This is a genomic window from Chryseobacterium sediminis (assembly GCF_008386505.1).
GTDB lineage: Bacteria > Bacteroidota > Bacteroidia > Flavobacteriales > Weeksellaceae > Chryseobacterium > Chryseobacterium sediminis.
Window position 1 is genome coordinate 422,028 of sequence record NZ_VUNZ01000001.1, and the last position, 20,884, is coordinate 442,911.

The 20,884-nt window shown below is 35.4% G+C and carries 22 protein-coding genes; 11 read left to right on the forward strand and 11 right to left on the reverse strand.

The window, feature by feature from the left end; all coding sequences use genetic code 11:
- The first annotated feature begins 31 nt into the window (after window positions 1–31).
- On the forward strand, window positions 32–2,476 hold the full coding sequence (locus FW780_RS01760) for a S9 family peptidase (protein WP_167510634.1): 2,445 nt from the start codon (window positions 32–34) through the stop codon (window positions 2,474–2,476).
- Between the two features lie 14 nt (window positions 2,477–2,490).
- On the opposite strand, the gene FW780_RS01765 is transcribed toward FW780_RS01760, so the two are convergent.
- Genes FW780_RS01765 through FW780_RS01775 form a run of 4 tightly spaced genes read right to left on the reverse strand, consistent with a single transcriptional unit; the run spans window position 2,491 to window position 4,728 of the window.
- Window positions 2,491–2,760, reverse strand: coding sequence for a DUF6520 family protein (locus FW780_RS01765; RefSeq protein ID WP_076597476.1), 270 nt, complete (start codon window positions 2,758–2,760; stop codon window positions 2,491–2,493).
- 12 nt (window positions 2,761–2,772) lie between these two features.
- Window positions 2,773–4,293 carry a DoxX family protein gene (locus tag FW780_RS01770; RefSeq protein ID WP_323761340.1) on the reverse strand — a complete coding sequence of 507 codons (1,521 nt, stop codon included), beginning with the start codon at window positions 4,291–4,293 and terminating at the stop codon, window positions 2,773–2,775.
- 18 nt (window positions 4,294–4,311) lie between these two features.
- Window positions 4,312–4,479, reverse strand: coding sequence for a hypothetical protein (locus tag FW780_RS22280; protein ID WP_164466612.1), 168 nt, complete (start codon window positions 4,477–4,479; stop codon window positions 4,312–4,314).
- Window positions 4,480–4,491: 12 nt separating this feature from the next.
- Entirely contained in the window at window positions 4,492–4,728 is a 237-nt protein-coding gene (locus FW780_RS01775) for a hypothetical protein (RefSeq protein WP_149831922.1), read from the reverse strand.
- Between the two features lie 277 nt (window positions 4,729–5,005).
- On the opposite strand from FW780_RS01775, the gene FW780_RS01780 reads away from it, so the two are divergent.
- Both FW780_RS01780 and FW780_RS01785 read left to right on the forward strand, forming a co-directional pair.
- A complete protein-coding gene (locus tag FW780_RS01780; protein WP_149831923.1) occupies window positions 5,006–6,709 on the forward strand; it encodes a helix-turn-helix domain-containing protein in 1,704 nt (567 codons plus the stop codon).
- A gap of 46 nt (window positions 6,710–6,755) precedes the next feature.
- Entirely contained in the window at window positions 6,756–7,601 is an 846-nt protein-coding gene (locus tag FW780_RS01785; RefSeq protein WP_149831924.1) for an RteC domain-containing protein, read from the forward strand.
- Between the two features lie 67 nt (window positions 7,602–7,668).
- On the opposite strand, the gene mobC is transcribed toward FW780_RS01785, so the two are convergent.
- Window positions 7,669–9,669: a conjugal transfer protein MobC gene (mobC, locus tag FW780_RS01790; protein ID WP_149831925.1), complete on the reverse strand. Its 2,001-nt coding sequence runs from the start codon at window positions 9,667–9,669 to the stop codon at window positions 7,669–7,671.
- Between the two features lie 176 nt (window positions 9,670–9,845).
- On the opposite strand from mobC, the gene FW780_RS01795 reads away from it, so the two are divergent.
- On the forward strand, window positions 9,846–10,124 hold the full coding sequence (locus tag FW780_RS01795) for a hypothetical protein (RefSeq protein ID WP_079240875.1): 279 nt from the start codon (window positions 9,846–9,848) through the stop codon (window positions 10,122–10,124).
- A 44-nt stretch (window positions 10,125–10,168) separates the two neighbouring features.
- Here FW780_RS01795 and mobB read toward each other — a convergent pair whose 3' ends face one another.
- Entirely contained in the window at window positions 10,169–11,428 is a 1,260-nt protein-coding gene (gene mobB / locus FW780_RS01800) for a conjugal transfer protein MobB (RefSeq protein ID WP_149831926.1), read from the reverse strand.
- Window positions 11,425–11,859 (reverse strand): conjugal transfer protein MobA, encoded by a 435-nt coding sequence (gene mobA / locus FW780_RS01805; RefSeq protein WP_079240877.1) that lies wholly within the window; start codon window positions 11,857–11,859, stop codon window positions 11,425–11,427. The genes mobB and mobA overlap by 4 nt, the downstream gene beginning before the upstream one ends.
- Before the next feature lie 630 nt (window positions 11,860–12,489).
- On the opposite strand from mobA, the gene FW780_RS01810 reads away from it, so the two are divergent.
- The 3 genes from FW780_RS01810 to FW780_RS01820 are packed head-to-tail and all read left to right on the forward strand — an operon-like array spanning window position 12,490 to window position 14,289.
- Window positions 12,490–13,257: a ParA family protein gene (locus tag FW780_RS01810; RefSeq protein WP_149831927.1), complete on the forward strand. Its 768-nt coding sequence runs from the start codon at window positions 12,490–12,492 to the stop codon at window positions 13,255–13,257.
- 4 nt (window positions 13,258–13,261) lie between these two features.
- Window positions 13,262–13,657, forward strand: coding sequence for a DUF3408 domain-containing protein (locus FW780_RS01815; RefSeq protein WP_149831928.1), 396 nt, complete (start codon window positions 13,262–13,264; stop codon window positions 13,655–13,657).
- A gap of 11 nt (window positions 13,658–13,668) precedes the next feature.
- Window positions 13,669–14,289, forward strand: coding sequence for a hypothetical protein (locus FW780_RS01820; protein ID WP_149831929.1), 621 nt, complete (start codon window positions 13,669–13,671; stop codon window positions 14,287–14,289).
- Window positions 14,290–14,322: 33 nt separating this feature from the next.
- On the opposite strand, the gene arsB is transcribed toward FW780_RS01820, so the two are convergent.
- Genes arsB through FW780_RS01840 form a run of 4 tightly spaced genes read right to left on the reverse strand, consistent with a single transcriptional unit; the run spans window position 14,323 to window position 16,860 of the window.
- A complete protein-coding gene (gene arsB, locus FW780_RS01825; RefSeq protein WP_149831930.1) occupies window positions 14,323–15,354 on the reverse strand; it encodes an ACR3 family arsenite efflux transporter in 1,032 nt (343 codons plus the stop codon).
- 21 nt (window positions 15,355–15,375) lie between these two features.
- On the reverse strand, window positions 15,376–15,987 hold the full coding sequence (locus FW780_RS01830; protein WP_149831931.1) for an arsenate-mycothiol transferase ArsC: 612 nt from the start codon (window positions 15,985–15,987) through the stop codon (window positions 15,376–15,378).
- Window positions 15,988–16,001: 14 nt separating this feature from the next.
- The gene (locus FW780_RS01835; protein ID WP_149831932.1) at window positions 16,002–16,475 is read right to left on the reverse strand and encodes a DUF6428 family protein; all 474 of its coding nucleotides are present in this window, start codon (window positions 16,473–16,475) and stop codon (window positions 16,002–16,004) included.
- 58 nt (window positions 16,476–16,533) lie between these two features.
- The gene (locus tag FW780_RS01840) at window positions 16,534–16,860 is read right to left on the reverse strand and encodes an ArsR/SmtB family transcription factor (RefSeq protein ID WP_149831933.1); all 327 of its coding nucleotides are present in this window, start codon (window positions 16,858–16,860) and stop codon (window positions 16,534–16,536) included.
- A 212-nt stretch (window positions 16,861–17,072) separates the two neighbouring features.
- Here FW780_RS01840 and FW780_RS01845 point away from each other — a divergent pair, with 212 nt between their 5' ends.
- Genes FW780_RS01845 through FW780_RS01860 form a run of 4 tightly spaced genes read left to right on the forward strand, consistent with a single transcriptional unit; the run spans window position 17,073 to window position 20,883 of the window.
- Window positions 17,073–17,378 carry a DUF4134 domain-containing protein gene (locus FW780_RS01845; RefSeq protein ID WP_047384015.1) on the forward strand — a complete coding sequence of 102 codons (306 nt, stop codon included), beginning with the start codon at window positions 17,073–17,075 and terminating at the stop codon, window positions 17,376–17,378.
- Window positions 17,379–17,388: 10 nt separating this feature from the next.
- On the forward strand, window positions 17,389–17,721 hold the full coding sequence (locus tag FW780_RS01850) for a DUF4133 domain-containing protein (protein ID WP_149831934.1): 333 nt from the start codon (window positions 17,389–17,391) through the stop codon (window positions 17,719–17,721).
- Window positions 17,718–20,228, forward strand: a complete 2,511-nt coding sequence (locus FW780_RS01855; protein WP_149831935.1) for a TraG family conjugative transposon ATPase — start codon at window positions 17,718–17,720, stop codon at window positions 20,226–20,228. The genes FW780_RS01850 and FW780_RS01855 overlap by 4 nt, the downstream gene beginning before the upstream one ends.
- 22 nt (window positions 20,229–20,250) lie before the next feature.
- The gene (locus FW780_RS01860; RefSeq protein ID WP_122637778.1) at window positions 20,251–20,883 is read left to right on the forward strand and encodes a DUF4141 domain-containing protein; all 633 of its coding nucleotides are present in this window, start codon (window positions 20,251–20,253) and stop codon (window positions 20,881–20,883) included.
- The last annotated feature ends 1 nt before the right edge of the window (window position 20,884 follow it).

Consider the following 20,884-nt stretch of genomic DNA (forward strand, 5'->3'; position numbering starts at 1 on the left):
CAAAGCGCTGTTATGCATAATGATTATTTGTATGTGCAGCCAAGGACTGTTGGGACAATATAATATTGATTCTATACAACAGAGATATGCTGCATTTTATACTATTGCTCATTTAAAAGTATCAGATGATAAGCGATGGGTTTCTTTTTCAAAGATTTACAAGAAAAATACAGATACCACCATTATTGCCACTGCTGACAAACAGCAAACTGTCAAAGCTGTTTTAACTGGAGTTTCTGAAAGCTACTTTTTGAAGGATAATCATTTTTTCTGGCTGGGTAGTGGCAAGGCACAACTTATCAATCTTCGAAACGGAGATAAGAAAGATTTTAAGGAAGTTAGCAAAATAGAAATACTGCCCGCTCTGGGATATTATGCTGTATGGTACAAAAACCGTTTTCTAGAAGTATTTGACAACAAAAACAAACTTGTTGCCTCAGTGTCTGATGTGACACAGTTGGTTAGTAATAAACAGAATAAATTATATGTAATAGTTATCCGAAGCAATCTCTCATCGGTTTGGTCTTTGCAATCCAAAGAATTTAATAAAGTATATACCTCTGAACAGATTATAAAAAAAATCATGCTCGCACCCTCACAGAAATATCTGGCAGTTACAGAGCAGGAGAAATCTTCTGATGGATTACAGCTTGTATTACTTGATACCCACTCACTCAAAGTTTCAAGAGTTGGCAATGGTTTTATTAAGTCTGATTATATTGAGATGCGTGAGATCAAAAACGGACTTGCTTTTTTTCTGGATTTTAATAGTCGTCCAAAACCTGCTCCTACCGCCCAGCCGGAAGTAAAATATGGTATCGATCCCGATTTATGGCTTTATAGAATGGGAGAGCGGTATCATGAGTATTGGGTGTATGATGTAAAGTCAGAGCAGTCTCAAAAGGTAGATACTGGTTTTGCGTTTATGGCTGCTATGGATCATGAACGATATTTTCTGAACTTTGACAGAAAGGAAAGGAATGCCTACATCAGTTCTGTTTCTTGGTTTGACATTTATTTGTATGACCGCTATAGTAAAACTTCAAAAAAGATACTCTCTCAGATCTCCAACCTTGTAGTTAGCCGACAGGGTAAATATGTAGTAGGATTCAGTGAAGAAGAAAAGCGATGGATTCTGTATAATACTTTATTATCCGGAAAAATAACGATTGAAAACCCTCATATTGGGAGGCCAACTTTTAGTGATGACAATCATTATGTTTTTTTTGAGAGCGAGAATGGAATATACAGGTTGAATGTACGGACGAAAAATCTGGAACAACTGCCCTTAACAGCGAATAAAAAAGTTGCTATTCTCAATGTCAAAGAAGATGTGATCTACGGAACGTTAGGCGCAGATTTTAGAATCCGCAGCATTAATGCCAAGAAGCCTATTATCCTTGAGCAGTATGATCAAAACAACAATGAAACATCATATGTTCAGTGGTTTCGGGATAAAGTAAATGTACTTCTTCCGTCTACTAAAAATAGGGTAAGTGATTTCAAAATAAATCTCCTGAGCCAGGCGGTTTTCAGTCTGGAAGAGAATTTTAACAGTCCTCAGGCAATTTATCAATATCATAGCGGTCATAAGAAAGAAGTGTATCAAAGCAATAGGCATGATCATGAGATCACTATGGCCAGGCAGGAAATACTTTCATACAAGAATAGTTTGGGAGTACAAATCAAAGGTGTATTGTATTATCCCCTTAACTTTGATGCCCGAAAGAAATATCCCCTGATTTTGTCGATCTATGAAGTTCAGAATAAAAGTGCATCGGTATATCCCTATCCTTATTTTTCGGGAATAGGAATTAATATCCGGTCACTCATTGATAATGGCTATTTTGTTTTTCTTCCCGATGTGGTTTTGGATAGCCGGGGACCTGGGTTCTCTGCGTTGGATTGTGTGCACTCAGGACTGGATGCCCTAAAAGGATATGCCAATATTGACAGCAATAGAGTAGGACTCATGGGGCATTCCTTTGGCGGGTTCGGAACCAGTTTTATAGCGACCCGTTCCCATCGTTTTGCGGCCTATATATCTGGAGCAGCCGTTACTGATCTTGTTAAATTTTATTTTTCCTTCAGTCAGGAAAGAAATCTTCCTAATTATCCCCGCTTTGAAAACGGACAGTTTGATATGAAGGTGCCGTTTTCTAAGAATAAAATGCTTTACTATGATAACAGCCCTATTGCCAATGTAGAGAAAGTTAATAAGCCGATCCTTCTCTGGACAGGACTGAAAGACGGAAACGTTCCTTATACTCATACCGAAGAATTGTATACGGGTTTGCTGCGGAATCAAAAAAAGGCGGTAGTACTGTATTATAAAAATCAGGATCATGACCTGGCAAAAAACAGTGCGGAGAGCATAGATCTACATTTGAGAATCCTGGAATGGTGGGATTACTTTTTGAAAGATAAAAAAGATATTCCCTGGATTGATAAAGAAATGAAAAAGGATGCCCTGTAAGGCATCCTCTTCTTTTACTGTGGAATTTCTCTTAGAACATTATCGCAGAAAGTTTCTGAAACCTGTTCTTTCAGCTGGGTGCCGTCAGACAGTTCACAGATCGGTCCTGTCGGAATGTCACTACAGTTTTTACCTGCTTGCTCACAAGTGAAATTTCCATTACCATCCGGAACCATTACGTATCCCGGTACAATAGCTTTGTTCGTCTGATTTGCCATCTTAGTGGCAAATGCTGTTCCTGTTCCTAGTACCACTAGTAAAGCAGGGAAAAGGATTTTTTTCATAGAATGAAATATTTAGTGCTGCCTACTCTGTTGATCGGTTTTCGGCTTCCCCGATTTAATATATTGAGATAATGCTTTTGTCATTTTATATTGGGTGAGTTCATTATTATGGATGGTATACAGATATTTTTCGGTTACAATGATATCATTGAGTGTATGATCATCTTTCTTGAAAATATAGATGCTGCCTACATAGCTTTGGGAATCAATGTCGTAGACATCCAATACATCTGATTTTTTCCAGGCTTTTCTCGATTCGTGTCTGCCCATCAGGTTGGATTGAACGAAAAGTAAATTTTTGTACACCACGGATCTGATATTGACCTTTAGTGCTGGTGCTTTCATCTTGTAAGTGCCATCAGAAAGCTTCGTTGTTTTAATCTGGACAGTTTTTACGGTATCAATAGTTTTTAGAAATTTTTGCACCTGCATACTGCCGTTCATGACAATTGTCTGATTTCTGTAAGTATAGGTATATAACAGTTTTTTCGTATGCGATTCGTAGGCCATGCTTCCGTCGACGTCAAACAGACCATCGGTCTGTTTCTTTAAAACAGTTGTTTTTAATTGTAATTTCTCAGGACTGTCAATATCAAGTAATCCCAGAACCAGATGATTGCTTGGACGTATCTGTGTCCTAATGGCAAAACGGGAAGAGTCAATGACCTTGAGATCATTAAAATAAGCATCTTTGTAACTTATTCTTGTAGTAGATTCGGTCCCAAGTTTACCTTTAAATAAGATAGGTACCGACCCGTCATAAATATAAAAATGATTGTCTGATACGATTTGCCTGATATTTTTATAAGGATGATCTGTTTCTATTCGGGCAGAGGTAATAGCTGTTCGGTGCATCGAAGAGTCCATTGTGAGGAGCTGCTGCGGATATTTCTGGTTAGACAGATAAATATTATGATCATCAAACCCAGCAAAATAATAGAAACTATTGTCCAAATGTACAGATTGATGCTCGATGACAGGGTGCTTGATAAACCGCCTTGTAAAATTATTTTCTTTTTTAATGACATGCTCCGAGGAAAGAAACATACCTATGATTAAAATAATGCTCAGTACGATTGATGTTGATACCGTTATAGTAGTTTTTGATTTCCGGACAGGAATATTTTTTTCCATTAAGAATAAGGCAATAATTATAAGTAATACACATATTACATTAAAAACTAAATGTTCAGTCCAGCCCAGTTTTTCGAGAATTCCTCCACAGGAACAGGGAACAAAGTCACTATAGTTGAGAATGATGAAAATATAGGCTGTAAATGCTGACATTAAAAAAAGTGAGAGGTATAAGCCTGATCGTCTGCAGATGGGTACCAACAGTAAGATGGAAGCAATCCATTCTATTATAATGACGCCGTAAGAAACAAAACCTGCATATGCGCTGAGAAGTGGTGATTGTGCTAATTGAATCTGAAATCTTTCAAATTCAAAAAGTTTACTTACACTCGCGTACACAAATAATACAATAAAAAAGTAACTTACAATAGTAGGGAATATGTTGGAAAAATTTTTCATGCTTTGTTGTCATTATGTTTAACAGACCTGAACCAGTCTCCATTTAATCTTCCATCCGCAATATTCAGGCATCGGTTCACCCTTAAAGAGGGTTACAGTTGTTTTGAAATTCCCCATACTTTCCCAGATGCCACTCTTTGGACATGGTAAGCCTGTAACAACTGTTATGGAGGTATGAGGAATCATATTTTTTTGTTTTTAATCCTGAGTAAGCCGCCAATTATCACCGTCTCTGACAGGAGGATCTTTTGTTCCAGGATCTTCAATGACTTCTACGGATTTAGCAGAATCCTGTTTCATTACTAAGCCATTTATTGTGGGCTCTGATTTTTCAATATATTCACTATTTGAAATCATATCTTCATCTCGAGGGGTGCAGTTTTGTAGACAAACTGCTGCGATGATTATGCTAAAAAATGGGATAAACTTTTTCATTTTAATAATTTTAATTGGGTTATCCCGGCCGGATTATATTAGAATTCTGATGTCAAAATTATCCGGCTTATGAGCTAAAAAAAACTGTTATATGGCTCTATTTTAAAATTGTTACGTCTCAATTTTAAAATTAATACATGCGAATATCAGAGTTCAAGTGGCTGTATTTGCATATTTTACAGGATTTTTGTCTTTCTGTTATTTAATTCATTGAAATTTGATTTATTTAAAACATAAATGTTTATTTTTGAGATGGTGAGGTTCTAAATATCAGTCTATGAAAAAGTTTTATTACTTTCTCATCTTATTTCCTGTTTTTTCACAATTTTTATTTTCACAAAAGAAAGAGGAAAAAACTTTCAGTGAAATTAGAAAGCCTTATGAAAAAATGGCAATAGATGAAATTCATGCAATGCCCTATGTAAAACTGTACATTGAGAAAGCAAAAAACGAAAATAATTTTTCAAAGCTGATTCAAGGGTATAGAGATGCGAGACAGTTTGATTATAAAAACAAGATGAAGTATGCTGACAGTGCGCTTACTGTCAGTTTACAGCATGGAAGCCAAGATGACATCAGTAAAGAATATTTAAGCAAGGGAATCATCTATTATTTTTATCAAAAAAAATTTAAGCTGGCTTTAAATGAATACATTAAAGCCTATACGCATTCAAAAGGCTCAAAAGATGAGTACCATAGGTATAAAGTCCTTTATCATTTAGGAATTGTAAAAAGTCATTTGGGCTATTATGATGACGCTATGAAGCATTTTCTTGAATGTACTTCATTTTACAGGTCAAAGCTGAATGAAAACCATCATGAAAATGAACAGTTTAACTATGAGAAGGCGTATCTCAACTGTTTACATCAATTGACTGTCCTCAACAGATATCTGCATCATTTTGCCAAGAGTGATAGTTTAAGCAATTTAGGTTATCGGCTAACTGCCAATAATAATGATTTTGTACTTGAAAAAAGCTATTTCCTAAAATGCATCGGAATTTCCAAATTTCATCATAAAGATTATGTTGGTGCTCAAGATCACTTGCAAAGATCTTTACCCAATATTCTAAAGAGAAATGATTTTGCCTGGGCTTCTGTAGTATATTATTATCTGGGTAAAACGTATGAAGCACAGGATAATATAAATAGGGCTGTAGGATGTTATAACAAAATAGACTCTATTTTCAATAAACATGATTTTATACTTCCAGAGGTTTATAAGAGTTATCACTATCTTATCGATCATTATAAAGATAGAGACCTCGAAAAGCAACTGTACTATACCAATGAGCTTTTAAAAGCTGACAGTTTAATCAGTAAAGATTTTCCCTATTTATCTTTGAAACTTCATAAAGATTTTGACCGACGTACACTGATGGATGCAAAAGAAGAAATCGAGAGATCCAGTACTAAAAAAATAGTATTGGCTCAGATACTTATTGCTTCAGGAAGTGTAGTTCTTGGTTTTTTTGTTGTCCGGTATCGAAGAGATCAAAAGATAAAAAAACAATATCAGCTTCTTCAAAAGAGAATTGCTGAAGGAAGATATAATAGGAATGATATTTTAAGTGAAGAAATGATAGAACTGCCTGTAAGAAAGACTTCTCTTACCCCGGAAATGGCTTTAGAAATAAAAGAAAAGCTTGAGAAGTTTGAGCAGGAGCAACATTTCAAAAAGAAAGGGATTACGCAGAAAAGTATTGCTTTAAAGCTGGGAACCAATTCCCATTATCTTTCGGTTTATATTAATGAACAAAAAGGGATTAATTTTAATAAATACATGGCTGAACTGAGAATTAATTATATCACGAACCTACTTAATACCAACAGTAAATATTTAAATTATACTATCGAGGCTCTGGCTGATGAATGTGGTATAGCGGCACGCCAGAACTTTTCAAATCTGTTCTTTGATATCAATGGGATCAGACCTACTGATTATATAAAGAATCGGAAAAAGGAGCTGGGTATTAGTTGATTAAGTCGTGCTTTAGGTAATTTTTGTAAATTCCTTAAAAAAGGACATGGTAACAAAAACTATTTTTAAAAGAACTTCGAAGTTATTGGAGGATCTGGACCTAAAGATTAACGAAGTCAATGCTGACGGAAATGATCTGATCAAAATTTCAGAAAAGGCATTACTTATTATTGATGAGTCGATAAGGAAATTAAAACTTTTGGTTTCCAACCATCATTTTGATCATATTGCTGAAGAAGTATTCTTTTTTAAAAAACTGAAACCGCAGTTTATTGCAAAATTTATTTATTATTCTGCAGTACTGGATATTGAATCTCATAAACCGGCTGCCGGAAATAAGACTTTAAAAAAATATTATGAAGCAGAACAGGAAAAATTGAAAGACTTTTATTTGGAGCATTCTGAATTTTACAGTTACTATAAACGGGAAGCAACCTATCTTGATCATAAAATATTTGTTCGCAATTCCTACGACCTAAAAATGAAGCTATCATCCGGATTTTATAATTATGATCCGAGTTTTACAACTTCCCACGATCATATGATCGCCAGATTTATTTCTAATGAGCAATTCGATCAGTATTTAAAAAAGCAAATTGAAAATTCGAATGATAACTTTACGGCAAAAGTATTTTCTCCTTTGAGCTGGTCGGGGTCAAAGGTTGGTCTTATAGAACTTATTTATGCGCTTTACCAGATGCGTTGCTTTAACGGTGGTAATATAGAGTTAAGCGAAGTGATAAAATTTACAGAAAAGTCATTGGATTGCGATTTAGGTAACTTTCATAAAACCATCTTTGAAATCCGTAACCGAAAACAGGGACCAACCAAATTCCTTCAATTGGTGAGTGACAATTTGAATCAATATTTTATGAACAGCGATGCTGAGTAACATACATACATACATACATACATACAAATGGAAACCTCAAATCGTATGGTATTTGAGGTTTCATTCTTTAATCCGATTTCAATAAATGTTGCAAATCAGGATCATTTTTTATTCGAGCCATTTCATCTTTGATGATATTGAGAATATCTGACTTAATTTCTCTGTAATTATCCTGAATCTGTCTGGTCATAGAATCATTCCCGTCTTGATCAATAAAGGATCGGATCGGTGGTATCTGCTGATAGCTTTTCGTTTCTTGAGAAAGCTTAACATTGTCTACAACAATCTCGGAATGAAAAATCTTCTGCTGAATCCTTTCATCAAAGTTATCAGATACAGCACCAACAAAAAATCCCTGGGTCAGGGTAGAAATCTTCGAAGCAGGTATCAAACTGTCCAATTGGGTAGAAATAGAGGTGGACGTATCATTCTTATTGATGGATATACTCTGTCTTTTTTGCAGTATTTTTCCAAAACGGTCAGATAACGTTTTTGCTGTTTCCCCAACCACCTGACCGCTGAAAATATTGCCGACCGTATTCTGAATGACTTTACTTTCCTTATCTCCATAGTCTCTTGTCAACTGAGAAAAATCCTGGAATCCAAGACATACGGAAACTTTATTACTTCTGGCAGTAGCAATTAAATTATCCAGGCCTCTGAAATAAATAGTAGGCAACTCATCAATAATCACTGAACTCTTCAACTGTCCTTTTTTATTAATTAACTTAACAATTCTCGAATTGTACAACCCAAGAGCAGCAGAATAAATATTCTGACGATCAGGATTATTTCCAACACAAAGAATTTTAGGCTCATTGGGGTTATTGATATCCAAAGAAAAATCGTCTCCGGTCATTACCCAATACAATTGTGGTGAGATCATTCTTGACAAAGGAATCTTTGCGGAAGCGATTTGCCCCTGCAATTGATCCTGGGCGCCCCCTTGCCATGCATCCATAAAAGGAGATAGGTAGTTCTCTAATTCAGAATAAGAAGTTAATATCGTAAAGACCTCTTCATATTTTTTGTTAAGCAGTTCAATAGCGTGTGGAAAAGTGCAGTATTTACCGTTCTTATATATCTTAAGAAACCATATGATGGCAGCTAGCAGTATGATAGGGCTCTCAACAAAGAAATCGCCCTGTTTTTGTATCCAGCTTCTGTTCAGGTTTAACATAATGGTGTAGGCAGCTTCATATGCATCAGATATATCCGTCATAAAATCGGGATTTAAAGGATTACATCGATGACTTTTTCTTGGGTCGTCAAAGTTGATGATATAGAATTTCGGCTTTACGGTATACGCATCAGAATGATTGAGAAGATGGTTGTAAGCAATAGTAGACAAATCATCGAATTTAAAATCATAAATATACATGGAAAATCCTTTTTCAATATGTTGTCTGATATAGTTATTTACCACGGCAAAGGATTTTCCTGAACCTGGTGTTCCTAAAACAATGGTCGCACGAAATGGATTGACTACATTAATCCATCCCTGATGCCAGTTTCCCTGATAATAGAATTTTGTGGGAAGATTAACTGAGTATTCATTATAGAGTAATTTAGTTTCCTGCTGAAAACTTTCATTCTCACTGTTAAAAACATCCCTCATTAAGTTATGCTTCAGAAGACGGCTTATCCAAACCCCTGCCTGCATCAGAAGAATGTATCCGAATCCAGTAAATAGAATATAAAGTATAGGAGTAAAACTGCTGGCAGATTGTAAGAGAATTGCGTTTAAAAAGAATAGTACAAAACCTATAGAAAAAACAATACTAATTTTTTTCCAAGTAATCTTTTCATTTTTGACTCCCTTTGTTCCGAGGCAACTCAAAGCCAGTAAAACTATTGCGAATAGCTTAGAATAAATAGGTAGAGAAAAAAGGCCTGCTGTCTTATTAAAATTATAAAGTATTTTATTGATGAGTTCCAGTGTCCATTGTTGCTTTGCAAAAAATCCGTAACAAAACCAATAGAGGTGCATTAGTACTAGAATAATGCTTACCGCTCGCATAAACGCCATGATTTTGGCAAGTCCTCTTAAATCGTCTTCACCCTGCATTTCAAATAGTTTAAATTAACAGGTTGAAAATATTAGATGTATGATCTTATCAAAAAAAATGGCAGTATGTGGAGCTTGATAGCATTTATTTTCTTCGATATTTATTTTTTACGTTTTCCCGTAAAAGAAATAATATACTAGGTACTAAATTTACAACAATTTAAAACTAAAATAATATGGCAGAATTTACAGAAGATGATTTACTGTATGATGATTACGAGAAGACAACCACTGCAAGTGATGATCCTAAGTACATAGGAAAGAAAGATAGGGATAGGGTAAATAAGAAAGAACTTTATGAAGTCAAAGATTTTTGTAATGCATTTTTGAAAAAGCATAATTTAGAAAAAAAGGGTAGTTTTCAAAAAGTTGAAGAATTAATTCGCCTGCCTGAAGCCAGCAAAATTGTTATGAGAGATGAATTAATAAAGTTCGTTGAAAAACATTGGAAATAGTTGAAAAATATAGTAAAGCTCTTAGATTGTAGCTTTACTATATTCTAACGATTGTTTTTTTTCTTTTTTCTCTGTTTCTTTTTCATTTGAAATGCAAAAACTTGTTCCTCCTGATCCGTATTTGTATCTGAAGACAATAAGCTGGAAAAGAATCCGTCAAAAACTCCGCTTATGCTAGCCGTAAGAAATTGTTCTGTGCATACTTCCTCAGAAAAATTAAAGTGATCATTATGATTATATTTTGTTTCACTCTTAATTTCTAACTCATTCCACAGTGTATTGAATGAGTTGGCAGATAGTTCTTTACTCAGCTGTGAGCCATTCCAGACTAATTTTGAGTTATGATCTATGAATGTAATTCCATATATTCTTCCCTGATTATTTTTTCTAATAACTGTAGCAACTCCCTGCTCCAATAGTTGAGACTTAAAAGAAGCTTCCGATTTACTCGTGCTGAGTGCAGTTTCTACTGTTCTTTTAAGAAGATGTTTTGAAGGATCATTTTTTATTTTCACTTTAGATTTCTCAATGAGCACCTGAATATTTTCTACTCCTGCATGCTTACCAAAAAGGGATGATTTAAAAGGATTACTTACTTTCTTTCCATTTTCATCCGTAGCAAAATAGACGATTCCCTTTCTCATCTTTCCATGCAGTTCTCCGCTAACCTCTTCACTGGAAATATTAAATTGAGAGAGCAAAGCGTTATAAGCACCCATACTTTGAAAGCCATAGGTTTTAGGGATATGCCTTATTACGGATGATAATTGTGTTTTGATACTTCCTTTAGTATAATCTACAGTTTTAAAAATAGAGCTTTGATTTAAATTTCTGTTCTCACCAGCGACTTTCAGGTTATATTGTTTTTCCAGTTTTCTGCAGGCTTCCATTGATCGCGGGTGATCATAGCGATCTGATATTTTCTTCCCATCGATTTGTACACAAGTGGTGACGATATGGATGTGAGTTCTGTCGATATCCGTATGTTTAAAAACGACATAGGGTTGGTTGCCATACCCCATTTCCTCCATATATTGTTGAGCCATTTCTCTATAATCTTTGTCATCAACCTGATCGTTAGGGTCAGGATTAAGGGAAATATGTCTTACCGGTTTTTCAGTTTTGTTATTGGCAATCAAGTAGGGTTCAAAATACTGATGAAAAAATTTAACCGAATAAGGTCGATCCCACAAATCAGGAATCTTATTAGTGTATAAAACCGTTCCATTTTCGTTGTCCACTTTTTGCTGATTGTAGGTAAGCGCACCCCAAAGATTTTCACCTTTTCCAATTTTTGCGATCATTTATCAGTAGTTTTTTGAATATGGTTTTGTTCAAATTCTTTCGTAAGTTCTATCACCTGTTTACAGATTACAGCTAGATTTTTAGTATGATTTTCCAGTTTAAAGAGATAGAGAGAAGCTTTTTTCTCAGTAAAGTTTCGATATAAAATTTTTACAATCTGATTATAATTGTTTCCAATCGACTGAAACTGATAGAAAAATTTAGTGAGTTGGGTATGATAATCCATCGTTGAAACATCCACTTTTATAATTTTTAATTCTCTCTGAAGCAAAATTGTTGTAATAAATTTGGCTTTGTTGCTCATACCTGAAGCTTCAAATAATTTTAGAAAACCAACATTTTCTTCATCTGTCAATCGAAATACATATCTGTTTTTACTTGGGTTCAGCTTAGGCTTACGCCCTCCTTTATTGTTTCTATTTGTTTCCATATTCTCTAATTTAATTTTAAGAAAATCACGACTTCGGAGTGGTTTTTAAAGCCCCAGCCAGGGCAAGTTGTTTTGAGGTACGAAAAAAGTTATGAGGCACTCAAAACATAACTTGCCCCTTTCGGGTGAAAGGAAATATCTTGAATTGAATAGATTTATAACATTATACTATTCAGACACTACCATTTCAAAAAACTCCTCAATCCTCTAAAGCAAAGTAAATCACATTCAATTAGAGAAACGGAATAGTAAACAAAGCCAAAGAAGGAAGTGGGCTGCCAAGAACTACCATTATAAAAGCACTGAAACAGAAATATTTTTCATTTGCATCAGATTGAGGTCAGGACTAACTGCAAATCCGATAGAATTCTATAACTCTGGAAATCCTGCCTTCTTGCCTTCTAGACTGTCAGCTTTCGTGATATCATTTTTGACAGATAGAAGTCAGAAATTCAATCTATCAGGAGTGCAAGATGGATGAGATTGATTAATCAATGCTGGAAGCCAATACAGCTTTCACGGATCATAGCTAACATTCGTGAGGGCTAAGTATCATGCTTGAGTTTATGATGGTTTGAAGGCCTGCTGTCCATCAGCCTTTCAACTTTGGATTAACTAAAATTCAATATAATGAAAACAAAAAAACAACCCACAATTATTGCTTTTTCCACTCAAAAGGGAGGTGTAGGAAAAAGCACGTTTACAACATTAATGGCAAGTATCCTTCATTATCGAATGGGATATCAGATTGCTGTCTTTGATTGTGACTTTCCTCAGTACAGTTTACTCCAGATGAGAGAGCGGGATTTAAAAATGGTGATGCAGAATGAAATTTTAAAAAAGATGGCTCACAAACAATTTACGAGTATTAATAAAAAAGCTTATCCTATTTTTCAAAGTAAAACTGATCAGGTTTTACAAGAAATAGATATGTATGTTGATGGCTCGGAAATAACTCCTGACATTGTTTTTTTAGATCTGCCGGGAACTGTGAATACTGTTGGTATTTTAAAAACGTTGACGAATGTCCATTATATTTTTTCTCCTATTACTGCAGATCGTCTCGTATTGGAAAGTACGCTAAGTTTCACGAATGTTCTAACCAATGTATTAATGAAAGAAACGCAAACAGAAATCCGGGATATCCATCTTTTCTGGAATCAGGTGGATGGAAGAGAGCGGACGTTACTTTACAAAAATTACAGTAAAGTGATTTTGGATTTAGGGCTTCCGCTTATGGAAACAACCATTACAGATAGTAAAAGATTTCGAAAAGAAGGGGAGACCATTACAAAGGCTGTTTTCCGATCAACTTTACTGCCTGCAGATCCTAAGCTGCTAGCACAATGCAGGCTGGATCAATTTATAAAAGAATTTTTAAGAATTGTAAAACTATAAAAGTATGGATTACGATAATAATAACAATCAAGATCACAGTATCGATGAGCAATATCTGATGTCCATTATGGCAGGAAGTCCCAAGAAAGAAGTTCCTGTAAAAAATGCAGACCCCAAAAAAGAGAAAGCTGCAACAAAAAATAAGTTGAAGATTCAGAAAAGTAATGATGTAAGTTATATGGAGCAGTTTCTTAAGCATCATACAATGACTAAGCGTGGGGATAAAAGTATTTATATCCGTCCTGAATATCACGAACGCCTCTCACGCATTATTCAAATCATCGCTGATGACCAGATTCCTCTTTATGCTTATCTGGATAATATTCTGGCTTATCATTTTGAAATGTTTGAAAAGGAGATTACTGATGATTTCAATAACAAATACCGTCCAATCTTTTAATCTATCATCTTATGGAACAAATAATCATCATCGGTTTATTAATCATTCTTGTTTTAGTTCTTGTAGACAAAAAATTTTCAATCAATATCCGTGGAAAAGATAATGTTACTAAAACTAAGAATCTACCGTCTATTATGGGAGATACAAAACAAAGAGAAAGACAAGCATCGCCAATCGATACGAATGAGAGACAAAATGAATCTACTTTACAAGCAGAATATATTTTTGAATCAGAAACCAGAGAAGCTGAATTTGATACTATGGGTCAGACTAAAAATCTGGATGATATCCTAGTTAAAAATGATGAATGGGAGCAGGAGAATGAAGATTGGAAATATGAGAGCTCTACTATTGAAAGCGGGTTTGCTACAGGGGTTACCTTCCAGGAATTGAGTACTGCGGGTGAGCTGCTTCAACAGGACGTGCTGAAGCCTGACTTAGAACGACAAGCAGTAAATATAATTCAAAAAATTCAGGGAACCGAGCTTTTTGATCTGTTAGAGAACTCTTTAGGAGATGCTTCAAAAAGAATTGCCAGTTTGTTAAACGAGAGTATTTCAAATAATGACAAGGCCGTTACTTCTAAGCATAATAATTCTGTAGATGGTTTCGATATAGGGGAGTTTGTATAGACGAACTCCCTTTTTTCTATATTAATGGTCGTATTAAGTATAAACCATTTTCTTTAGCCATAAACTTATTCTAACAAGCAATATTAAAACTGGTACTTCTACCAAAGGCCCGATTACGCCGACAAATGCCTGTTGAGATTGGATTCCGAACACTGCAATCGCTACAGCAATCGCCAATTCAAAATTATTTCCTGTTGCTGTAAAAGCTATCGAAGCATTTTTATCATAAGGAACACCAAGCGATTTGTTGATAGAGAAACTCACAAAGAACATTAGCACGAAGTATATCATTAATGGTATAGCTATTTTTACCACATCTGATGGTAATTCTAAAATCTTATCTCCTTTAAGACTAAACATAAGTACAATCGTAAATAAAAGCGCATATAAAGTCAGTGGAGATATAGTAGGAATAAATTTTCTATTGTACCATTCCAAACCTTTCGATTTGATTAATAAGTAACGGCTCAAAAAGCCTGCTAGAAAAGGAATCCCTAGATATATCAAAACACTTTCAGTAACGTCTGTCATTAATACAGTCACATTAAAATTAGCCAAACCAAGCTTTGCCGGTAAAACATTGATAAAAAGCCAAACCAGAAAACTATAACTTAATACCTGAAATATACTGTTCAAGGCTACCAACAATGCTCCATACTCACGATTACCTTTTGCTAAATCATTCCACACAAGTACCATTGCAATACATCTGGCTAAACCAATAAGAATTAAACCAATCATATAATTAGGTTCATCTCTCAGGAAAATAATTGCTAATAAAAACATTAAAACCGGACCGATAATCCAATTCAGTAACAAAGAAATTCCAATTGTCTTTTTGTCTTGAAAAACTTTAGGCAACAATGAATAATCAACCTTTGCTAACGGTGGGTACATCATAATGATTAAGCCAATTGCCAATGGAATATTTGTTGTTCCGATGGACAAGGAATTGGTAATATTAGAAATACTGGGAAAGAAGTATCCTAAACCTATCCCTAAAAACATAGCCAAGAATATCCATAAAGTGAGGAATCTATCAAGAAATTTTAATTTTGGTTGCATTTACATTTGTTTAATCAATTCTTATTTTTTTATCTGAGAAAAAACATAGAACATTTCTGCACCAATCTGCAAACTTCTTTCATTGTAAACCGCCGTTTGTTCGGGCGTATTATCTGAAATTTTAGGGTCTTCAAACGTTATTGGAATGCGTTTATCTGCCCCTGCAATAAAAGGACATCCTCCATCTGCCTGAGAACAGGTCATAATCGCAACAAAGCCACTAGTAGGATTAAATGAACTGTCATATCTCTTAGAAAAACCAATAATTGGGTGTTTATCTTCATCATACTTGATAGTGTATACAGGATTTTCTGTATCAGAAATTTTATTGATAAAAAGCCCCTGTTCTTGCAAAGTCTCTACAACTTTGGGAAACATAGCTGTTTCTTCCGTGCCTCCTGAATAACAAATTACATTCGACAAATTATAATAAACACTTGCAACCTGTGCCCAAACTTGTGACAAATGGCTTCTTCTTGAATTATGGGTACAAATAAAGTTAATGGTTACTTCTTTTTGTTCTTCAACCCTTTTTTGAATAAAATCAACTAATGGAGCTAAAGTAGCTTTTCTATCTTCGCTGATTTCCTGATTTTTCAATAACTCTATTGTTTTTAATAGTTTTGAATACATAATTTTATTTGAATTTAGCAGCACCCAGAATTTGGAGTGCAACAAGAGGTTTGATTATTAGAAAGTTCAGATAAGTTTACTTTTTGTTTTTCAGCTGGAATTCCGCAAGCATCCTGAGCTAAGCACGCTGTTGTTTTATTTTTAAGAACAAAATTTTTCCCATTAAATTCCAAATCAAATTTGCCTATTGTAGTATTTTGATATTCAACTTCAATTTCGTCATCTTCAATACCAAGTTTTTCTTCTGATAGCTTAATAATATTTAAAAGTTTTGCGGGTTTTAGACGATGTTCAAAATCATCAGCATTCCACAATTGAAAGTTTACTACTTTTTCATTTCTGATTGTTCCGCCACAATCGATAAAATGTTTTGTTATAGTTCCTACTTCTGTTACATGAAAATGCTCAGGAACAAATGTTCCATTTTCTAATTGAAATTCAACATTATCCAGTGTGGGTAAGATTTCTTTAATTTCAGATAGTTTCATAAATTTTTATTTATTGGTTAAATGCAATATTACGATATATGTATTTAAAAAAAATGCCTTAACAGCATTTCTGATTTGTAGTCGTCAGAATTATATTTGAAAAATAATCTTTTAGTATTGCAAAAGTACTTTCATCAATACAGTAGCAAATCGCAGTTCCTTCAATGTTACCTTTTATAAGACCAGCATTCTTTAATTCTTTTAAATGTTGAGAAACCGTTGCCTGCGCTAATGGCAATTCGTTAACAATATCACCACAGATACAGGTATTTACCTTCGAAAGATATTCAATAATCGCAATTCTTGCGGGATGCCCTAATGCTTTTGCTATTATAGCAATTTTATTTTGTTCATCTGTAAAATGGTCGGTTTTGGTCGCTCCCATAATTTTGTAAAATAATTTATCGCAATATTACGATTAATTTTTTGAAGTTCAAAAATTAATTTTAGTAGAAGTGGTCATATTACTATTTAGGTGCCACTAAAAGCCATTCACTTCCCACTGCTGACATTTCCCGATAAGTCTGTTTTTCCAAAGCACATTTGCTCCTGAGTCCTGCAGAGTGCAGTTCTCATTAACAAAAAAATGTTTACAAAATGGAAAAACAGAGAAAAAAACTGATCTATGCAATACTGGCAATTTTGGTTGCTCCGTATGCTTTTTCACAAGGCAATGGCAGTGCCGGGATCAACGAGGCTACGCAGATGGTCACTTCTTATTTTGAACCCGCTACCCAATTAATTTACGCCATAGGTGCAGTCGTCGGACTCATTGGAGGCGTTAAAGTTTACAATAAGTTCAGCAGTGGTGATCCTGACACCAGTAAGACGGCTGCCAGTTGGTTTGGTGCGTGTATTTTCCTAATCGTTGCAGCGACAATCCTTCGCTCATTCTTCCTTTAAAATGATGATTATGAATACCTATCATATCAATAAGGGAATAGGAAGGACCGTAGAATTCAAAGGTCTTAAAGCACAGTACTTATTCATCTTTGCCGGAGGACTCTTAGCAATATTGATTTGCGTTATGATCATGTATATGGCTGGAGTTAATACGTATCTGTGTCTGATTCTAGGAGGTACCACTAGTGGACTTCTCATCTGGCAGACTTTTGCACTGAATGGAAAATATGGAGAACATGGTCTGATGAAAATGAGTGCTCAAAAAAAGCATCCAAAATATATCATCAGTCGAAAGAGTATTTACAGGTATTTGAAAACTAACCGTAAAAGAACAGACCTATGAGAAATTCTTCCAAAGCAGCAACCTTGGAAAGTAAATTTCCACTGCTTGCGATTGAAAATGATTGTATCATTTCAAAGGACGCTGATGTTACCGTTTGCTTTAAGGTTAGACTCCCTGAGTTGTTTACCGTTGCTTCCGCTGAGTATGAAGCCATGCATTCAGCTTGGTTTAAAGCGATTAAAACATTGCCCGACTTTACCGTTGTGCATAAGCAGGATTGGTTTATCAAAGAAAACTACAATCCTGATCTTTCAAGAGAAGATCAGAGTTTTCTTTCCAAGTCTTTTGAAAGACATTTCAATGAGAGACCCTTTTTAAATCATTACTGCTATCTCTTTATAACAAAAACCAGTAAGGAGAGAATGCGGATGCAGAGTAACTTTTCATCTCTATGCAAAGGCAAGCTGATTCCAAAAGAGATTAAGGACAAAGAAGTCATCAATCGCTTTCTTGAATCTGTTGACCAGCTGGAGCGGATAATGAATGACAGTGGTTATATCCATCTGGAAAGGATAACAGAAGATGAGATATCAGGAACTTCCGGAAGGTCAGGACTACTGGAACAGTATCTCACCTTATCCCGTGAAACCAATCCGTCATTGCAGGACATCAAGCTGGGGTCGGAAGAAATGCGGGTAGGTAACAACCGTATTAGTATGCATACTTTATCTGATACTCAGGATTTGCCCGGTACTGTTTCATCGCATAGCCGTTATGAAAAGTTGAGCACAGACAGAAGTGATTGCCTTTTGTCATTTGCTTCTCCTGTAGGACTTCTTTTAAGCTGCAATCACATTTACAATCAGTATCTGTTCATTGACAACAGTGACGAGAACCTTAGACAGTTTGAAAAATCTGCAAGGAATATGCATTCACTGGCGAGATACAGTAGAGCAAATCAAATCAATAAAGCATGGATCGAGAAGTATCTGAATGAAGCACATTCTTTTAGTCTGCAATCCATTCGTGCTCATTTCAATGTGATGTCATGGTCTGATAATCCTGCGGAGTTAAAGCAGTTAAAGAATGATACAGGTAGTGCCCTAGCCTTAATGGAGTGTAAACCCCGCCATAATACGACGGATACAGCTACCTTGTATTGGGCTGGAATTCCGGGCAATGCAGCAGATTTTCCAAGTGAAGAAAGCTTCTACACATTTATCGAACCTGCTGTATGTTTTTTCACAGAGGAAACCAATTATCAGGATTCACCATCACCTTTTGGGATCAAAATGGCTGACCGCATAACGGGAAAGCCTATTCATCTGGATATTTCAGATCTGCCGATGAAACAGGGAATTATCACCAATAGAAATAAGTTTATTCTTGGTCCATCAGGAAGCGGAAAATCTTTCTTCACCAACCATATGGTGCGACAGTATTATGAGCAGGGAGCGCATGTCCTTCTTGTAGATACCGGAAATTCCTACCAGGGATTATGTGAACTCATTAAAGGTAAAACCAGAGGAGAGGATGGTGTGTATTTCACTTATACAGAAGACAATCCTATTGCTTTCAATCCATTCTATACCGATGACGGAATCTTTGACATTGAAAAAAGGGAGAGTATCAAAACCTTGATTCTGACACTATGGAAAAGAGATGATGAACCACCAACCCGTTCAGAGGAAGTGGCCCTGTCCAATGCTGTAAGTGGATACATTGAAGTGATAAAATCTAATGACCAGCATCCTTCTTTCAATAGATTCTATGAGTATGTCAAAGAAGATTACCAGAAGGTACTGGAGCAGAAGAAAGTCAGGGAAAAAGACTTTGATATTGCTAACTTTCTCAATGTGTTGGAACCTTACTACAGAGGAGGGGAGTATGACTATCTGCTCAATTCAGAGAAGCAACTGGACTTGTTATCCAAGCGTTTTATAGTCTTTGAAATTGATGCGATTAAAGATCATAAAATTCTGTTCCCTATTGTGACCATTATCATAATGGAAGTCTTCATCAATAAGATGCGAAGATTAAAAGGAATCAGAAAACTCATCCTCATCGAAGAAGCCTGGAAAGCCATTGCCAAAGAAGGTATGGCAGAGTACATCAAATACCTTTTCAAGACGGTAAGAAAATTTTTCGGAGAAGCCATTGTGGTGACTCAGGAAGTCGATGATATTATCCAGTCACCGATTGTTAAGGAAAGTATCATCAACAATTCGGATTGTAAGATTCTTCTTGACCAAAGGAAGTACATGAACAAGTTTGATGATATTCAGGCAATGCTGGGACTAACGGATAAAGAAAAAGCTCAGGTGCTTTCTATCAATATGAATAATGACCCTCGAAGGCTTTACAAAGAAGTTTGGATTGGATTAGGCGGAACGCACTCTGCGGTCTACGCGACCGAAGTATCTACCGAAGAATATCTGGCCTATACTACAGAAGAAACGGAAAAATTGGAAGTGATGAATCTTGCATCAGAACTTGAAGGCAATGTCGAACATGCCATCAAGAGGATTTCTCTTAAGAGAATCAAATCGAATACAAAAGAAAATTAAATCATTTAAAAATTTAAAAACAATGAAAAACTTAATCATTAAAACCTTAATGGTAGCATTTTTTGCTGCCGTGACCTATACAAAAGCACAATTTGTCGTAACAGATCCCGCAAACCTGGCTTCGGGAATTTTAAACTCAGCCAATGAAATCGTGCAGACTTCATCAACGGTATCTAACGTTGTTAAGAACTTCAATGAAGTTAAGAAAGTATATGAACAGGGTAAGGAGTATTATGACCAGCTGAAAGCCATTAATAATCTGGTCAAAGATGCCAGAAAGGTTCAGCAGACTGTTCTTTTGGTAGGTGATGTTTCTGAGATGTATGTGAATAATTTCGGTAAAATGCTGAGTGATCCCAACTTCAATGCGCAAGAATTAGCTTCTATTGCCAATGGTTATTCTGCGCTTCTTACCGAGAGTACGGAGCTATTGAAAGAACTCAAAGAGATCATCACTTCTAACGGTCTTTCTCTGAATGATAAAGAAAGGATGGATGTTGTTGACAGAGTCTATAAAGAGGTCAAAGCGTATCATAATCTGGTACGATACTATACCAATAAGAATATTTCGGTTAGTTATCTCAGAGCAAAAAAACAGAACAACACCCAAAGGGTGTTAGATCTTTACGGAACCTCTAATCAAAAATACTGGTAAG

Excerpts from the sequence above, each read along its gene's own strand:
- mobA (WP_079240877.1), bottom strand. The coding sequence starts at position 11,859 with ATGGAAACAAATAGAAACAATAAAGGAGGGCGTAAGCCTAAGCTGAAC.
- FW780_RS01775 (WP_149831922.1), bottom strand. The coding sequence starts at position 4,728 with ATGAAAAAGTTTATCCCATTTTTTAGCATAATCATCGCAGCAGTTTGT.
- FW780_RS01780 (WP_149831923.1), top strand. The coding sequence starts at position 5,006 with ATGAAAAAGTTTTATTACTTTCTCATCTTATTTCCTGTTTTTTCACAA.
- FW780_RS01860 (WP_122637778.1), top strand. The coding sequence starts at position 20,251 with ATGAAAAACTTAATCATTAAAACCTTAATGGTAGCATTTTTTGCTGCC.
- mobC (WP_149831925.1), bottom strand. The coding sequence starts at position 9,669 with ATGCAGGGTGAAGACGATTTAAGAGGACTTGCCAAAATCATGGCGTTT.
- FW780_RS01770 (WP_323761340.1), bottom strand. The coding sequence starts at position 4,293 with ATGAAAAATTTTTCCAACATATTCCCTACTATTGTAAGTTACTTTTTT.
- FW780_RS01835 (WP_149831932.1), bottom strand. The coding sequence starts at position 16,475 with ATGAAACTATCTGAAATTAAAGAAATCTTACCCACACTGGATAATGTT.
- FW780_RS01845 (WP_047384015.1), top strand. The coding sequence starts at position 17,073 with ATGGAAAAACAGAGAAAAAAACTGATCTATGCAATACTGGCAATTTTG.
- FW780_RS01815 (WP_149831928.1), top strand. The coding sequence starts at position 13,262 with ATGGATTACGATAATAATAACAATCAAGATCACAGTATCGATGAGCAA.
- mobB (WP_149831926.1), bottom strand. The coding sequence starts at position 11,428 with ATGATCGCAAAAATTGGAAAAGGTGAAAATCTTTGGGGTGCGCTTACC.
- FW780_RS01855 (WP_149831935.1), top strand. The coding sequence starts at position 17,718 with ATGAGAAATTCTTCCAAAGCAGCAACCTTGGAAAGTAAATTTCCACTG.
- FW780_RS01850 (WP_149831934.1), top strand. The coding sequence starts at position 17,389 with ATGAATACCTATCATATCAATAAGGGAATAGGAAGGACCGTAGAATTC.
- FW780_RS01830 (WP_149831931.1), bottom strand. The coding sequence starts at position 15,987 with ATGTATTCAAAACTATTAAAAACAATAGAGTTATTGAAAAATCAGGAA.
- FW780_RS22280 (WP_164466612.1), bottom strand. The coding sequence starts at position 4,479 with ATGATTCCTCATACCTCCATAACAGTTGTTACAGGCTTACCATGTCCA.
- FW780_RS01760 (WP_167510634.1), top strand. The coding sequence starts at position 32 with ATGTGCAGCCAAGGACTGTTGGGACAATATAATATTGATTCTATACAA.
- FW780_RS01810 (WP_149831927.1), top strand. The coding sequence starts at position 12,490 with ATGAAAACAAAAAAACAACCCACAATTATTGCTTTTTCCACTCAAAAG.
- FW780_RS01795 (WP_079240875.1), top strand. The coding sequence starts at position 9,846 with ATGGCAGAATTTACAGAAGATGATTTACTGTATGATGATTACGAGAAG.
- FW780_RS01820 (WP_149831929.1), top strand. The coding sequence starts at position 13,669 with ATGGAACAAATAATCATCATCGGTTTATTAATCATTCTTGTTTTAGTT.
- FW780_RS01785 (WP_149831924.1), top strand. The coding sequence starts at position 6,756 with ATGGTAACAAAAACTATTTTTAAAAGAACTTCGAAGTTATTGGAGGAT.
- arsB (WP_149831930.1), bottom strand. The coding sequence starts at position 15,354 with ATGCAACCAAAATTAAAATTTCTTGATAGATTCCTCACTTTATGGATA.
- FW780_RS01765 (WP_076597476.1), bottom strand. The coding sequence starts at position 2,760 with ATGAAAAAAATCCTTTTCCCTGCTTTACTAGTGGTACTAGGAACAGGA.
- FW780_RS01840 (WP_149831933.1), bottom strand. The coding sequence starts at position 16,860 with ATGGGAGCGACCAAAACCGACCATTTTACAGATGAACAAAATAAAATT.